Source organism: Pseudomonas sp. GD03903, assembly GCF_029840045.1.
Classification (GTDB): domain Bacteria; phylum Pseudomonadota; class Gammaproteobacteria; order Pseudomonadales; family Pseudomonadaceae; genus Pseudomonas; species Pseudomonas pseudonitroreducens.
This window is the reverse complement of sequence record NZ_JAOCBT010000008.1, coordinates 151,552-166,168: the sequence shown is the minus strand read 5'-3', so window position 1 is coordinate 166,168 and position 14,617 is coordinate 151,552. Positions and strand designations below refer to the sequence as shown.

Here is a 14,617-nt window from a genome sequence, read left to right as displayed (position 1 = left end):
GGGTAGCGTTGTTCGGCGGGCACAGCCAGCCCGGCGGCGGGGCAGCCGCCGGGCATGGCCCGCGCCCGGCCTCAGGAGCGCTTGCAGCTCCCGCAGGTGCTGATGCCCAGCAGCGGATAAACCGGGCAGAAACGGAAGATGCCGGTGGCCAGAGGCACCACGCCGATCCACCCCCACCAGCCGATCACGCCGGCGAGGCTCAGCCCGATCAGCAGCAGCCCCACGACGATGCGCACCGCGCGATCGATGGTCCCCACATTCACTTTCATGACGATCTCCTTGGTCAGGTCCCGCGCTGGCCATCCAGCGCGGTGAACATGAGCGGCGCGGCTTGCCGGGTCGGTCGCCGGACGAGGGTCCAGGCGCCTGCTGCGTCAATCTGCCATCTCATTGAAAGGGCACTTCCAGAATACCCTATGGGGTATTACAGCAGTCGCTCCGGAGGTGCACAAGTGAGTGCGTCAATCCGCTACCCGAAGCTGGTGAAGGAACTGGCGGCCATCCTGCTGATCAAGCTGGTGCTGCTCTTGGCCATCAAGGCCATCTGGTTCGACCACCCCACCCTTCCCGTCGAGGGCGAACGGCAGGTCAGCGCGCACCTGCTGGGCACCCCCGACCCCGTATCCACCCCCACCTCATCCCCCGCCAAGGAGTCCCCGTGATGATTTCCGAAGCCGTAGTCGACCTGTCACGCCTGCAGTTCGCGATGACGGCGATGTACCACTTCCTGTTCGTGCCCCTGACGCTGGGCCTCGCCTTCCTGCTGGCGATCATGGAGTCGGTCTACGTGATGACCGGCAAGCAGGTGTACAAGGACATGACGCAGTTCTGGGGCAAGCTGTTCGGCATCAACTTCGCCCTCGGCGTCACCACCGGGCTGACCATGGAGTTCCAGTTCGGCACCAACTGGGCCTACTACTCCCACTACGTCGGCGACATCTTCGGCGCGCCCCTGGCCATCGAAGGGCTGATGGCGTTCTTCCTCGAATCCACCTTCATCGGCCTGTTCTTCTTCGGCTGGGATCGCCTGTCCAAGGTCCAGCACCTGAGCGTCACCTGGCTGGTGGCGCTGGGCTCGAACCTCTCGGCGCTGTGGATCCTGATCGCCAACGGCTGGATGCAGAACCCGGTGGGCGCCGAGTTCAACTTCCAGACCATGCGCATGGAGCTGGTCGACTTCGGCGCCCTGCTGTTCAACCCGGTGGCCCAGGTCAAGTTCGTCCACACCGTGGCCGCCGGCTACGTCACCGGGGCGATCTTCGTCCTCGCCATCTCCAGCTACTACCTGCTCAAGCAGCGTGACCAGGGCTTCGCCCGGCGCTCCTTCGCCATCGCCTCGGCCTTCGGCCTGGCCTCGATCCTCTCGGTGATCATCCTCGGCGACGAGTCCGGCTACGAGATCGGCGACGTGCAGAAAACCAAGCTGGCGGCCATCGAGGCCGAGTGGAACACCGAGGAGGCGCCGGCCGGCTTCACCCTGCTCGGCATCCCCGACCAGGAGCAGATGCGCACCCATTACGCGATCAAGATTCCCTACGCGCTGGGCATCATCGCCACCCGCTCGCTGGACAAGGAGGTCACCGGCATCAAGGACCTGCTGGTGCAGCACGAGGCGCGCATCCGCAACGGCATGCAGGCCTACGCGCGGCTGGAACAGCTGCGCGGCGGCGACACGTCCGCGGCCACCCTCGCCGCCTTCGATGATGTGAAGCAGGACCTGGGCTACGGCCTGCTGCTGAAGAAGTACACCGACAAGGTGGTGGACGCGAGCGAAGAGCAGATCCGCCTGGCCACCCTGGACACCATCCCCGACGTGCTCACGCTGTTCTTCAGCTTCCGCGCCATGGTCGCCTGCGGCTTCCTCATGCTCGCCCTGTTCGCCTGCGCCTTCTGGGCCTCGGCGCGCAAGAACGAGGAGCGCAAGCCCTGGCTGCTGAAGTGGGCGCTGCTGAGCCTGCCGCTGCCGTGGATCGCCGCGCAGACCGGCTGGTACGTCGCCGAGCACGGCCGCCAGCCCTGGTCCATCGGCGAGGTGCTGCCGGTGCACCTGTCCGCCTCCAGCCTGGGCACCCACGACCTGTGGGGCTCGCTGATCGCGCTGGTCGCCTTCTACAGCCTGCTGCTGGTGGTGGAGATGTACCTGATGATCAAGTTCGCCCGCCTCGGCCCGTCGAGCCTGCACACCGGCCGCTACCACTTCGAGCAGGGCGCCGCGCAGCGCCCGGCCATTGCCTGAGGAGCCCGCCATGGACTACGAAACCCTGAAGATCACCTGGTGGGTGCTGATCGGCGTGCTGCTGATCGGCTTCGCCCTCACCGACGGCTTCGACATGGGCGCCATGGCGCTGCTGCCCTTCGTCGCCCGGGACGACCACGAGCGCCGCGTGGCGATCAACACCATTGCCCCGCACTGGGACGGCAACCAGGTGTGGTTCATCACCGCCGGCGGCGCGCTCTTCGCCGCCTGGCCGATGGTCTACGCCACCGCCTTCTCCGGGCTCTACTGGGCCATGCTGCTGGTGCTGTTCGCGCTGTTCTGCCGGCCGGTGGGCTTCGACTACCGCAGCAAGCTGGAGAACCCGCGCTGGCGCGCGGCCTGGGACTGGGCGCTGTTCGTCGGCGGCTGCGTCCCGGCGCTGGTGTTCGGCGTGGCCTTCGGCAACCTGTTCCTGGGCCTGCCGTTCAACCTCGACGAAATGATGCGGCCGACCTACAGCGGCTCGTTCTTCGCCCTGCTCAACCCCTTCGCCCTGCTCGCCGGGGTGGTCAGCCTGAGCATGCTCTGCCTGCACGGCGGCGCCTGGCTGATGCTGCGCACCGACGGCGAACTGGCCGAACGCTCGCGCCGCGCCGCGCAACTGTGCGCGCTGGTGTACCTGGCGGCCTTCATCGGCGCCGGGCTGTGGCTCAGCCTGGGCATGCACGGCTTCAGCCTGGCCTCGGCGGTGGACGGCAACGCCGTGCTCAACCCGCTGCACAAGCAGGTGACGCTGGACAACGCCGGCTGGCTGGCCAACTACCACAAGCAACCGCTGACTATGCTGGCCCCGGCGCTGGGCATCCTCGGCGGGCTGCTCGCCCTGGCCAGCGCCAGCGGCAACAGGGGCGGCCTGGCCTTCCTCGGCAGCGCCCTGGCCATCGTCGGCACCCTCTGCACCGCCGGCTTCGCGCTGTTCCCCTTCGTCTTCCCCTCCAGCGAGAACCCGGCGGCCAGCCTGACGCTGTGGGACGCGGTGTCCAGCCACAAGACCCTCGGCATCATGTTCGCCGTGGCCTGCATCTTCGTGCCGCTGATCCTCTGCTACACGCTCTGGGGCTACGTGCGCATGTGGGGCCGGCTGAACCGCGGACACATCGACGCCAACCCCCACGGACTCTACTGAGGAGCGACAAGCATGTGGTACTTCACCTGGATTCTCGGTGTGCTGCTGGCCTGCAGCTTCGGCATCATCAACGCCCTCTGGCTGGAAACCACCCAGGACCTGGACAGCGATGACCGCCGCCAGTCCTGAACGCGCCCTGCGCCGCCGCTGGAGCCGCGCGCTGTCGCTGCTGCTGGCGGCGCCGCTGGCGCTGGTGCTGCTGATCCACCCGGCGCTGATGCTCGACGCCAACGGCGGCTACAGCCACGGCCTGCTGATGCTGGTGATGCTCGGCGTGAGCGGCGGCTTCGTCCACGGCGTGGGCTTCGACCCCCGTGGCCGGCTGTGGGCCCTGCTGTTCGGGCCGGCCGTGGCCTGGCCGCTGATGCTGCTGGGCTATGGCCTGCTGCTCTACGTGCGGACGAGCTGAGGCCGCCCTCTCCTTCACATCGAAAGAACCACGCCCATGCACCACCTGGCCCACTACGCAGCGGCGATCCTGGCTACCTCGACGCAGCCCCGGATCGTCCGCGAAAGCACCACCAGCACCCACTGGCATGAGAATGGCTTTGAAGTCCGGCAGTCGATCTCCACCTACGAGTTCAGCGATGGCGTGATCATCCGCCGCATGCTGGAACGGGACGACTACCCGCCGGATGAAACCCTGCTGTGCGCCGAGTGCTGGATCACCTACGAGGTCGTTCGCGACGGCCCTGCGGCCGCCGTGGTGCAGCCCAGGCGCATGACGTTCGACTCCACGTGCCGCGAGGCCTTCTGGCTGAGGTTCCATACCGCCCCGGCAGCGGGCAGCGGCATCTGCACAACGGAAGGCCCTCAACGCTAGCGGGCCATCCGACGGCACCACAAACCCCATATTCCGGTTCAACTCGACCTGGCAGGTTCGCACATGAAAAGCCTTTCCATCGTCATTCCGTTGCTCGCCATTCTCTTCTCCACGGGCTGCGCCCAGCTGGAGAAGGCCCGGGAGAAGCGCGACGCCGATCCCGCCGCCTACGACGCCCTGGACCTGAACAGGCACTACTTCTCTCAGGATCACCGCGACTGGGTGCAAGGAAGCTGATCCTTGCCAGGGTCCAGCAGGAATCGTCACCACCGGACTCGGTTATCCGATCATCCGGCAATGCGTTCATGCCAGGTGGCAGCGGGGATTGCCGCATGGTAACTCTGGGTCGGTGCGCCATGGTCTCAATTCGAGGGCACGCGCGACCGCCAGGCGAGTCGGCAAGGACGGGCTCCTAGCCCCTATGCAACTAGCCCTCCTCAATCAGATAATAGTCGCAGACCTTGAATTCATTGCGCCTGTCTGCGCCGCCCCCCCCCTTGAACCGCATATGCCATAACACTCCTTGCACCGAGCCTGTACTCAGGGCTTGGGTGCCGGGGTCTGAGGCACATGGCGGCGGCCCCGTCAGTCGTCGAGCCCGGCAAGTTCGCTGAGCAGCCGGTTGACGATGGTGCTGTTGTATTCCATCTCCACAGTGTCGTTCAGCGCCGCGCCTCAGTCGCCTTCCTGCATCGCCTGCAAGGCTTGGTGCGCGCTTTCGTGGACCAGGCGGTGCGGCGTCTCCAGTTGCTGGAAGCTGCGCTGCTGGGCGAAGTGTCGCAGGGTTTCGGCGTCCTGGCTCCAGCGGCCGAGGCGGCAGTCCTTGTGGCTGCTCAGGTGCACGTCGGTGCGCTGCAGGAACAGCGCGCGGTAGACGGCGAACTTGAACAGCGTGTGGTCCAGCTTGACCGCCTCGCAGAACGAACTCAGCGCCACCGAGTTGATCAGCGCCTTCATGTGCTCGCTCAGCACCACGGTCTCGTCGATGGTCTGCGCCGAGCGCGACAGTTCCGAGGACAGGTGCGAAGCCTCCCGCGACAGGCGGCCGATGGCCTGGCTGGCGTTCTGGGTTTCCTGGCCGATGTTGCCGACCAGCGCGCCGATTTCCTGGGTCGCCTCGTGGGTGCGCTTGGCCAGGGCCCGCACCTCGTCGGCGACCACCGCGAAGTCGCGGCCCTGGTCGCCGGCGCGCGCGGCCTCGATGGCGGCGTTGAGCGCCAGCAGGTTGGTCTGGTCGGAGATGGCCTTGATCAGGTCGACGATGGCGCCGATGTTGCCGACCTGGCACTGCAGCTTGTCGACGATCTCGACGCTGACCAGCCCCTGCGCCGACATGTCCTGCAGGGAATGGCCGATGGTCCCGAGCAGGGCGCTGGTGTCGTTGAAGACGTTGGTGTGCCGGTGCAGCTTCTGCACTTCCTCGCCGAGCATCTGCGCCTTCTGCACCACGCCGTCGCGGGTCTGGGTCAGCGAGTCGGCGAAGCCGTCCATCTTCTCGAACAGCTGCTTGCGGAACTGCTGGATGCCGTTCTCGCCGCGGGCGGCCTCCTGCTCCTGCGGCAGCTGCGCCTTGAGCGTGTCGAGCTCGCGCCGCAGCTGCTGGTTGGCGCTGGCCAACTGGCTGACTTCCGATTCGAGTTGTTCACAACGGATGCGCCACTTGCGGTCGAACATCTGGTAAGTCTCCAGCTATGCAATTCGGTTGGGGGTCAGGCCGGGCTCGGCAGGCTGACGTAGTCGGGGTAGGCAGCCAGCTCCAGCAACTGCGCGATGGGCAGCGGCGCGGCCAGCCACTGGCCCTGGCCGTCGTCGCAGCCTTCCTCGCGGAGGATGGCCAGTTGTTCATGGGTTTCGATGCCCTCGGCGACCACCCGCATGCCCAGGGCCCGGGCCAGGCTGACGATGGCCCGGATGATCTCGTGGTCGGCGGCGGCGCCGGGCAGTTCGAGGACGAACGAGCGGTCGATCTTCAGCTTGTGGAAGCGCAGGCTCTTCAGGCGCCCCAGCGAGGAATAGCCGGTGCCGAAGTCGTCCATCGCCAGGTGGATGCCGGCGGCGTGCAGTTCCCGCGAGCGCTGCGTCGCCCGCTCCAGGTCGCTCATCGCCACGTCCTCGGTGATTTCGATTTCCAGGCGCTGCCGGGGCAGGCCGCTGGCCTGGAAGCTGCGTTCGAGCATGGCCAGGAAGCCGTCGTCGTAGAAGGCGTCGGCGCCGACGTTCACCGCCACCGGGACGTCCAGCAGGCCGCGGGCGATCAGGCGGGCGTTGTCAGCGCAGGCCTGGGCGACCACCCAGCGGGTCAGCTCCGGCATCAGGCCGTAGCGCTGCGCCACCGGGATGAACTGGTCCGGCAGGGTCAGCTTTGCCGGCGGGAAAAATATTTTGTCGAGTACGGCAAGGCCCCGCCTTAATGGCAAAGTAGGAAAAAACAGAAAGAAGATTTGGGGCGGGGTCCCGGGAGCGGTCTGTTGGAATGCTGAGCATTATTCCCGACGTGCTGGAGGGGCAGCGCATCCTTGTCGTCGATGACGTCGAGAGTGAGCGCCGGCTGCTTGCCGAGTACCTGCAGCAGCGGGGATGTCGCGTGTATCTGGCGGTGAACGGCCAGGACGCCTTCAAGAAGATCCAACTGGTCAACCCGAGCCTGGTGCTGATGGACGTGCTGATGCCCGTCTGGGACGGCCTGACCTGCTGCCGGATGCTCCAGGCGAACCCGCAGACCCGGCACATCCCGGTGGTGTTCCTGACCGGCGCGAGCATGCCCGAGCAGCGCGTCCAGGGCCTACTCTCCGGCGCGGTGGACTACATCAGCAAGCCTTTCAGCCTGGAAGAAGTGCGCCTGCGCCTGACCATCCACCTGCGCGGCGGCGGTCCGGCGCGCCAGGCCGCGCCCGCATTGCCCAGCCAGGCCGGCAACCTCGACCGCATCCTGTTCCAGTCGGCCCGCCAGTTGCTGGTGCGCTCGCTGTCGCACACCCCGGAGCTGCAGGAACTGGCGGAGGCGGTGGGGACCAACAGCAAGCGCCTGAACGAGGCCTTCCGCCAATGCGTCGGAGTGACCGTCTTCGAATACCTGCGCGAAGAGCGCATGAAGGAAGCCTGCCTGCTGCTTAGCAATACCGGCCTGTCAATCCAGGCCATCGCGTTGGAGGTGGGCTTCACCAGCGGGGCGAATTTCCCCACCGCCTTCCGCGACCGCTACAGCCTCTCCCCCAGTCAGTTCCGGCAGGCGCGCCTGGACCTGGAGACCGGTGATGCGCCCTAATCCGCGGCGTGCCTGCGCGGCCTTCATCGGGGCCCTCTCAGTGCTGCTGGTGCTGGGCGGGACGATGTTCGCCAATCGAGACCACCAGCAGGAGCCCTACCTCAAGCTGACCGCGCGCGCCCAAGTCCTGGAGGAAGCCCGCGGCCAGGCGCTGACCACCGTGCAGGCCTGGCACCAGGCGGGCTGGCAGCCGGCGACCGCGGACAACCTGGCGGCTCCCCGGAGCCTGTCGACCCTGTGGCTGCGCCTGCCTCTGAGCAACCTGGGGGCGACGACCTGGGAGCGCTGGCTGGAGGTGACGCCGTGGCGCGTCGGCGAGGTCGACCTGTACCAGTTCCGGCGAGCAGGTGCTCGGGCATTGGCACATCGGCATGTCGGTGCCCCTGGGCGAGCGCTCGGTGCATAGCCGGCGCAACCTGCTGCCGGTGAAACTGGCGCCCGGCGAAGAACGCCAGTTGCTGCTGCGGGTGCGCAGCGAAAGCCGCCCGACCCTGGCTCTGAAATCCTCGACACCGAGCGGCGCCAGAACGCCCGCCTGGAAGAGGCGGTCTCGCGGCGCACCGCGGAGTTGCAGGCGGCGCTGCTCAAGGCCAAGGACGCCACGCTGGCGAAGACCGACTTCCTCGCCCGGGTCAGCCACGACCTGCGCTCGCCGCTGACCTCGATCATCGGCTACGCCCAGCTGCTGCAGGGCGAGGGCGGGCGCAGCACGCGCAAGGCCGGGGTGATCCTGCGCAGCGCCGGGCACATGCTGACCCTGGTCAACGACCTGATCGACCACGCCCGCGGCGTTTCCAGTGACCAACTGGACGTCGCGCCCGTCTACGTCCACGGTCTGCTCGACGCGGTGGCGCTGGACGCGCGGGTCCTGGCGCAGCGCAACGACAATGCGTTCCGCCTGGTCCTGTCCGGCGATTTCCCCACGGTGTTGCGACTGGATGCCAAACGGCTGCGCCAGGTGCTGATCAACCTGCTGGACAACGCGGCCAAGTTCACCCACCAGGGACGGATAACTCTGCAAGTGCGCATCGCCGAACATTCTCCACAGGCCAGCCTGGTGCAGCTGCACTTCTGCGTGAGCGACACCGGCTGCGGTATTCCCGCCGAGGACCTGCCGAAGCTGTTCCGGCCGTTCTTCCGCAGCGACGCCTCCGACGTCGAGGGCGCCGGGCTGGGCCTGGCCATAGTCGAGCACTGGGTGCAGCTGATGGGCGGCCGGGTCACGGTGGACAGCACTCCCGGCGAGGGCACCCGAGTCTCCTTCGAGTTGACCCTGCCGCTCGGCACCGAGCAGGACATGAGCCGGCCGCAGCTGTTCGACCTGTCGATGAAGGCCCTGCCGGTTCAGGGCGAGGGGCGCCTGCTGTGGGTCGTCGAGGACAACGCCGACATCCGCGAGATGCTGGTGGACCAGTTGGAGGCCAGCCACTTCGAGGTCGAGGCGGCGGTCGACGGCGAGGATTGCCGGACGCGCCTGATGGCCGCCGGCGGCCGCCGTCCGGACCTGGTGCTGACGGACTACCTGATGCCCCGCTGCAACGGCGGCGAGCTGCTCCTGGCGTTGCGCGAGCGCTGGCCGGAGCTGCCGGTGGTGGTGCTGCCGGCGACCCAGCAGACCATGCAGCCCCTCGGCCAGGCCGCCGGCCTGCAGTTCGACGCCAGCCTGGTGAAGCCGATCAGCCTGGCCGACCTGGGCGCCACCCTGGCCCAGCTGCTGCGCCTGCGCTGCGGGCCGGCCGTGGCGGAGAGAAAACATGATCGCCGTCAGCACGACCTGGCCGGACAGTTGGAATCCTTGACTCCTGAGCAGCAGCAATGCCTGTGGGCCCTGGTGGAAGCGGGAGCCGTCACCGACCTTATGGAGTGGACCCAGACACTTGCCGCCGGCTTCCACGGCCTGGCGGTCCATTTGCGGGAGCTGGCCGAAACGGGCGATCTCGACGCCATACAGAACCTGATAGAACCACTTGGAAGTGCCAACTGAGGCTGCCTTTACTGCAAACCATGAACATCACCACGATTCACTCTTCGCTTGCGTCACCTCGGTTACACGGAACCGAAGGTGGCTGATAGCATCGTTCTAGTATCAAGGTAGTTCGCATGAAACGGATCGATAACTCACCCAAAAGTTACACCCGAGCTTCCCCATAACCACCTCGGGGGCAACTTCCGAGATGACTTCCGCGCGTGAAAGACGGGCTTCTAAACCAATCGCCTGCGAGAAGTCCGACCAATACGAAGCGCCCTGGCCCCCACAGGCTTCACTCGCAACGACTGACCATCCTCGATCAGGTAGTGGCAGGCGTCGACGACGTTCTGCTTACCTGTACCGTCGCGATGCTTGAACATCCCTACCCCGCACCGCTCCTCATACTGTGCCTTGTCATGGTTGCAGCTGTGGAAGTACCCCCAGCCATCCGTGATCCTCTCCCACAGTTTGCCGATAGCTTTAGCCTTGACGATGTCCATGAGCACCCTCCGGCCATCGAAGAAAAAGGCTGCATGGATGTGATAGCCCATGTCCTCCCCTTGCTCCACAGCACAGATGTAGCCTGTCTCGTGCTGGAAGACCGGATCGTATTCCCTAGCCCGGATCAGCCTATCCAGATCCTCAAAGACGTCCTCTACCTTCAAGCGAGCACGTGCTGCCTCCCGGTAGTACAGGTCCACCCTCACCACCACGGTACGAGAGCGGCTATCCATCACCCGCTCCACGTATTCAGTCACCGTCTGCCGATTCCCCTTTTCCCGGTAAGCACGATCACTCTTCCCACGCTTGAACCACTTGGTCTGTACGTGCACCTGGATCCTCTCCACGAGCCAGTTGTAGGTCTGGGCCTCTGACAGGAGTCCTCCCTCGCTCTCGTCCATGCACGTCATCCCGAACATCCCTAACTCGATGCCGATGTCGTAGCACGCTTCCTTGAACGCGATCAGGTGTTCACTCAGGGCATACGTCTCGTCATGCACCAGGTGATACATCTGCCGAATGTGATCGAAATACCGAGAGAGCCTAGTCCTCTTGATGACTTCATCCCCCTGTGCGTCGTAGCTGATCCTGAATGCAGGGCCATCGTGACGGATCACTGCATTCACGAGTCGTTCGATCTGGATAGCGATGTCGGATTGGGAGAGGTGTTTGGCTGCTTGATTGGTCATGGTGTGTACCTGGTTGTTGGAAGACATACCAAGTACGGAGTGGGTATTTTTAAACTGGTGAGGTGGGTAGCTAGGTGTCTGGTATCTAGGTGGAGTGGGAGAGAGGTGAATGGATTGGATAGGTTGATAGAGATGGTTAGCGATGGAGTAGATGAATGGATTGGATAGATTGCTAGAGATAGTTAGTAGCTATATCAATAAACCCCACTATCCTGTTTGCAAAACACCAAGCGCCATCGAGCATTCAGACGAAGAATATCAAGCGTAGTCGGGAGAAATCCTAGAACAGAGCACTGAGAGTTATCTGAGAAATAGCACCAGTCCAACAGGTGCTTGCTGCTCCCCTCGATGCCGTCCAGAGCCCCTACAGGCAGGAGATGCTATTGCTCTATGGTGTAGTGAGCATCCGAGCCTATGGGGTAGGAATCTAGAGACAGAAAGATCAGGAGTGGCTCAAATCCAAGGGTAGTGAATAGCTAGTAAAAGCATATTACCCACACCGCACAGGATCCTCTCGGATACGCCGTGATCGAAGGGTGTTTTTCACCGAGTACACTGGGAAATTCTTCTCCGCACCTACTCCGGAAATAAACCATCGATCATCCATCCTGGCACAGCCGGCAATCAAACTGCGTACCCTCCCGATGGTCCCGGCAATGAGGAGCAGCATTGACGGTCCACCAGGAGGGTTAAGGCGCACTGCCGCCCATTCGGCATAAACACCATGACCAGCCGCAGCCGGTCATGGTGCCGATGCTTAATGATTAGCCGGCCACACCCAAGCGGCCAAATCGGACGGGAGAGTCACTGACCGAGTCGCGCTCCTCGATCCTGGCCAAGATCCAGTCGTACACTTCGCTATCGACCCAACCGACACAACGGTCACCCAGCGAGACGGGCTTTGGGAAGGTACCCTCCCCGATGTACTTGTAGATGGTCGACCGTGCCAGGCCGGTCGAATCGATGACCTCTTTCAGGCGGATGATCCTCATGAGCAGGCTCCTCTGTTAGCTCAGAAGATCTGCACACCGAGGATTTTTTTACTGCGCCCGAATCTTTCTCGCCTTGGGCGGCAAGGTGGCCAACCCGAACCTCAATCGACTCTTCAGGGTTATTTCAGTCTCATCATTCGCCAGCCCTACTTTCAAACTTCCCCGAGGGCCCTCGAAAAACACCGTGAAGCGGCCGAGATCCACAAGCGCCGGCTGGAGCATGAGCGTAATGGCTCTGTATCCGGTCCGCCGCTTCGCCGGAAGAATCCGAACATCCGCCGACTCGAAGTCCACCCAGTTAGCCTGGCCAAATCGCGCCCGGTACTCACGTGCGATATCCATCGCCAGCGAGTAGATGCTCTCGCAGGTTTGCTCGGCATCACCACCTGATCCATCTTTCAGCTTACTCGGAGCTTCGCTGCTGGCGCCCTCCTTCGACTCAGTGTCGGTTTCACTTATCGTCGCAGACGGTAGCTCCCTGATGAAGTCCTTCTTAATCAACGCCATCAGCTCAGCATCCTCAATTTGCGCCCCAGAACCCAAGCCTCGCCAGTGGCGAGATAGCAGGTAAGAGGCGTACCTATAGAGCAGAAGCTGGAACAGGGAGAAGACTCCCCACTCCTGCCCAGCCAAGAGCTGGAGAAGGCTGCTGGGTGTCTCTACCCCGTCGAGCTCTCCCTTCATGGCATTCGCACAATCACCTTGAAGAAGGTCAGCATGGCTGTACCTCTTACCCTCCAGGTCACGAGTGATGTGTACGGCAATAGCTCCCTGCGGCCTGAGAGCATCGATATTCAAGAAGTAGGTGCTGTTGACCTTGCGTAAGGCGAAAACCTTGCTCGAAAGACCAGCCACATAACGACGAATCAACCCAAGATGCATCAGGCGGAAGAGGCGATTTTTGATTTGCGTAGGTCGCATGCCCGTGAGCTGAGCCAGTTCGGGGAATCCAATCTGCACCTCACCAAACTGATCAGCGCGAGACAGCAAAACCGCAAAAAGCAGTCGATTACGAATGCTCAGCCGCCCACGGCTACCTGGCGGCGGGCGCCTCCCCTTTTTAGGCTCCGCCGCAGCCACCTCCTCTTCACCTGGTTCGTCCTGTTTGCCGCCCTCGTCGCCCTCGCCAGGTTCACGTCCGAGTACAGGAAAAACCATGTCCGCGCCCGAGAACAGCATCTGCAACAGCTCAGCATGTTGAGGGTAGGAACCATCCCCTACCAATGCGTCCACATGACACGAACCTAGCGTGTAGGTAACCGTTGCCCTTCCTCCGCTTCCTGCTCGGGCTGGAGCATCACGCTCCATGGCACCAGCGTCGACTAGCTCACTCAATGCGGCAGAGACGACTCTCTCCGCCACATGGAGCCTCTTCGCAAACGGCTTCACTCTCAGCTCGCTCGCTGGACCTAGCCAGCACCCTGGATCCCTGGCAATGACCTCCAATATGAAACGAGCATCAGGTGAGCATGAAAAGTCTGTATCCAATAAGCTTTCGAAGAGAAGAGCCATTTCAAATTTCTCTCCAATGCACGGTTTTTACACCCTGTATTATTCATACATACGAACAATAACAACTCATATAACACATCACAACACAACTGACCAAACATCAAAACGTTACTAATAACGGTTTTGTACCATCTTGCATATCGCAACCGTAACGGTTATTTTCGAAAATTCTAGCTAGGCGTGAGTCGCCCTCTTTGGAGGATGTAATGTCAGAGAATGAGAAACCGCTGAGGTGGCTGCGCCGGCAGGATGGTGAGTGGGAATGGGCAGCCGATTACTTGGTGCAACGGCTCGATTCCGAGCACCTAAAGTCGATAGCGCCCAATCCGACCAATCGACTGGGAACCTACGAAAACGTAGTTTCTGCCATCAGAAAAATCCGGAAAGATGACCCTGAGCTTGTCATCAGACTGCAGGGCGCTGTACGGCAACGTCGGTACCGGTCCGATAGCAACGGCAGGAAGCCGCTGACGTTCACCCTTAGCAAAGAAACCATCTCTAGGTTGAAGCATCTTGCCAAGCGGCAAGAGACAAGCGAAACGGCCGTAATCACCGCACTTATAGATAAGGCAGGGCAAGCGGCCGAAGCCGAGAAGAACTACGAAAAACAGCTTAAGGAATCAATTTCAAGGGAGCGCAAAATTGCCGGCCAGATAACGGCGTCCATGAGGGCTCAACGGGACGAAGCACTGAAACACGTAGAGCGATACCTGAAGCTGCTCGCCCAGTGGGAACTGATGTGGCCAGACGAAAAGCCCCCAGCAGCCAGCGATGAAGACATCAACAAACTCATTGAGGCCAGGATGAAAGACCTTAAAGGCTCGCTGGCCTACATAGCCCTCAGAGACGACCTGACCACCGAACGCCTCACCTGACGAGCCATGAAAGCTAGAGACCCGCACCAAGCCGCGCTAGATGCCTCCAGTTCAAATCCAGCCATGCGGTATTCCAAATGGTATTCCACAGAATTTCTTAACCGGATTTTTTATTTACATTTCAGCTAGATAGAAAATCATTTCAGATTACCCCGGCCCACCAAATCCAAAGAAAAAGGCGCTGAGCCTCAAGCCCAGCGCCTTTTTTCTTGCCCGCGATTTGCCTAGAGCGTCAGGAACCCCAGGCGTGGCATCAGCGGTTCGGCCTGTTCTTCCGGCACCACTTCAACGCAGGGTTTGCGCAAGCGCAGGCGTTCGGCGTTGCACAGCAACGGACCGTCTTCGTCTTCGGCGCCGAAGGGATCGTCGATCAAAACGCCCTTGATCAGGCCCTGGCGGAACAGTTCACGGATGGCGAAAAGGTTGGCCTCGCGCGGGCCGGCAAGCTCACCGATGGATTTGACGTCGGTTTCCGTGAGCTGGCTGAGCACCGCGGTCAGCTGGGCCTGGGAGGGTTTGCGGCTCATGGGGTACTCCAGGGCGAAGCGCGATCAGCATGACTATCGGGGGCAAATGTTAACGCTGGATTAGCGCTCTGACAGGCTGAC

18 protein-coding genes are annotated in these 14,617 nt (G+C 62.8%); 11 read left to right on the top strand and 7 right to left on the bottom strand.

From position 1 onward, the window contains the following. Positions 1–71: 71 nt before the first annotated feature. Positions 72–269, bottom strand: a complete 198-nt coding sequence (locus N5C91_RS15085) for a DUF2892 domain-containing protein (RefSeq protein ID WP_279830277.1) — start codon at positions 267–269, stop codon at positions 72–74. Between the two features lie 183 nt (positions 270–452). On the opposite strand from N5C91_RS15085, the gene cydP reads away from it, so the two are divergent. The 7 genes from cydP (at position 453) to N5C91_RS15050 (ending at position 4,443) form a co-directional block, all read left to right on the top strand. Beyond that, the gene (gene cydP / locus N5C91_RS15080) at positions 453–662 is read left to right on the top strand and encodes a cytochrome oxidase putative small subunit CydP (RefSeq protein ID WP_279830276.1); all 210 of its coding nucleotides are present in this window, start codon (positions 453–455) and stop codon (positions 660–662) included. Then, positions 662–2,236, top strand: a complete 1,575-nt coding sequence (locus N5C91_RS15075; RefSeq protein ID WP_279830275.1) for a cytochrome ubiquinol oxidase subunit I — start codon at positions 662–664, stop codon at positions 2,234–2,236. The genes cydP and N5C91_RS15075 overlap by 1 nt, the downstream gene beginning before the upstream one ends. Before the next feature lie 10 nt (positions 2,237–2,246). Further along, a complete protein-coding gene (cydB, locus tag N5C91_RS15070) occupies positions 2,247–3,383 on the top strand; it encodes a cytochrome d ubiquinol oxidase subunit II (protein ID WP_253410678.1) in 1,137 nt (378 codons plus the stop codon). 12 nt (positions 3,384–3,395) lie between these two features. Further along, positions 3,396–3,512, top strand: coding sequence for a cytochrome bd-I oxidase subunit CydX (cydX, locus tag N5C91_RS15065; RefSeq protein WP_009623142.1), 117 nt, complete (start codon positions 3,396–3,398; stop codon positions 3,510–3,512). After that, entirely contained in the window at positions 3,493–3,792 is a 300-nt protein-coding gene (locus N5C91_RS15060; RefSeq protein ID WP_279830274.1) for a cyd operon YbgE family protein, read from the top strand. The genes cydX and N5C91_RS15060 overlap by 20 nt, the downstream gene beginning before the upstream one ends. A 36-nt stretch (positions 3,793–3,828) precedes the next feature. Next, the gene (locus tag N5C91_RS15055; RefSeq protein WP_194489132.1) at positions 3,829–4,206 is read left to right on the top strand and encodes a hypothetical protein; all 378 of its coding nucleotides are present in this window, start codon (positions 3,829–3,831) and stop codon (positions 4,204–4,206) included. A 63-nt stretch (positions 4,207–4,269) separates the two neighbouring features. After that, positions 4,270–4,443: a hypothetical protein gene (locus N5C91_RS15050; RefSeq protein WP_194489131.1), complete on the top strand. Its 174-nt coding sequence runs from the start codon at positions 4,270–4,272 to the stop codon at positions 4,441–4,443. Between the two features lie 438 nt (positions 4,444–4,881). Here N5C91_RS15050 and N5C91_RS15045 read toward each other — a convergent pair whose 3' ends face one another. Together N5C91_RS15045 and N5C91_RS15040 are read right to left on the bottom strand one after the other, a co-directional pair. After that, a complete protein-coding gene (locus tag N5C91_RS15045; RefSeq protein WP_279830273.1) occupies positions 4,882–5,880 on the bottom strand; it encodes a methyl-accepting chemotaxis protein in 999 nt (332 codons plus the stop codon). A 35-nt stretch (positions 5,881–5,915) separates the two neighbouring features. Further along, positions 5,916–6,623 (bottom strand): EAL domain-containing protein, encoded by a 708-nt coding sequence (locus N5C91_RS15040; RefSeq protein ID WP_279830272.1) that lies wholly within the window; start codon positions 6,621–6,623, stop codon positions 5,916–5,918. Positions 6,624–6,679: 56 nt separating this feature from the next. Between N5C91_RS15040 and N5C91_RS15035 the strand changes: the two genes are divergently transcribed. From N5C91_RS15035 to N5C91_RS15025, 3 genes are all read left to right on the top strand, one after another. Then, complete coding sequence (locus N5C91_RS15035; RefSeq protein ID WP_279830271.1) at positions 6,680–7,471, top strand: DNA-binding response regulator; 792 nt, start codon at positions 6,680–6,682, stop codon at positions 7,469–7,471. A gap of 64 nt (positions 7,472–7,535) precedes the next feature. After that, the gene (locus N5C91_RS15030; RefSeq protein ID WP_279830270.1) at positions 7,536–7,877 is read left to right on the top strand and encodes a 7TM-DISM domain-containing protein; all 342 of its coding nucleotides are present in this window, start codon (positions 7,536–7,538) and stop codon (positions 7,875–7,877) included. Between the two features lie 162 nt (positions 7,878–8,039). Further along, entirely contained in the window at positions 8,040–9,455 is a 1,416-nt protein-coding gene (locus N5C91_RS15025) for a hybrid sensor histidine kinase/response regulator (RefSeq protein ID WP_279830269.1), read from the top strand. Positions 9,456–9,673: 218 nt separating this feature from the next. Here N5C91_RS15025 and N5C91_RS15020 read toward each other — a convergent pair whose 3' ends face one another. The 3 genes from N5C91_RS15020 to N5C91_RS15010 all read right to left on the bottom strand — a co-directional run bounded on the left by N5C91_RS15020 (position 9,674) and on the right by N5C91_RS15010 (position 12,855). Continuing rightward, positions 9,674–10,630, bottom strand: coding sequence for an inovirus-type Gp2 protein (locus tag N5C91_RS15020; protein WP_279830268.1), 957 nt, complete (start codon positions 10,628–10,630; stop codon positions 9,674–9,676). A gap of 764 nt (positions 10,631–11,394) precedes the next feature. After that, complete coding sequence (locus tag N5C91_RS15015) at positions 11,395–11,622, bottom strand: AlpA family transcriptional regulator (RefSeq protein ID WP_023082732.1); 228 nt, start codon at positions 11,620–11,622, stop codon at positions 11,395–11,397. A gap of 48 nt (positions 11,623–11,670) precedes the next feature. Then, positions 11,671–12,855 carry a hypothetical protein gene (locus tag N5C91_RS15010; protein ID WP_209416258.1) on the bottom strand — a complete coding sequence of 395 codons (1,185 nt, stop codon included), beginning with the start codon at positions 12,853–12,855 and terminating at the stop codon, positions 11,671–11,673. A gap of 485 nt (positions 12,856–13,340) precedes the next feature. Here N5C91_RS15010 and N5C91_RS15005 point away from each other — a divergent pair, with 485 nt between their 5' ends. Further along, complete coding sequence (locus tag N5C91_RS15005; RefSeq protein WP_279830267.1) at positions 13,341–14,009, top strand: hypothetical protein; 669 nt, start codon at positions 13,341–13,343, stop codon at positions 14,007–14,009. 224 nt (positions 14,010–14,233) lie between these two features. On the opposite strand, the gene N5C91_RS15000 is transcribed toward N5C91_RS15005, so the two are convergent. Further along, the gene (locus tag N5C91_RS15000; protein WP_236175662.1) at positions 14,234–14,536 is read right to left on the bottom strand and encodes a hypothetical protein; all 303 of its coding nucleotides are present in this window, start codon (positions 14,534–14,536) and stop codon (positions 14,234–14,236) included. Positions 14,537–14,617: the final 81 nt, after the last annotated feature.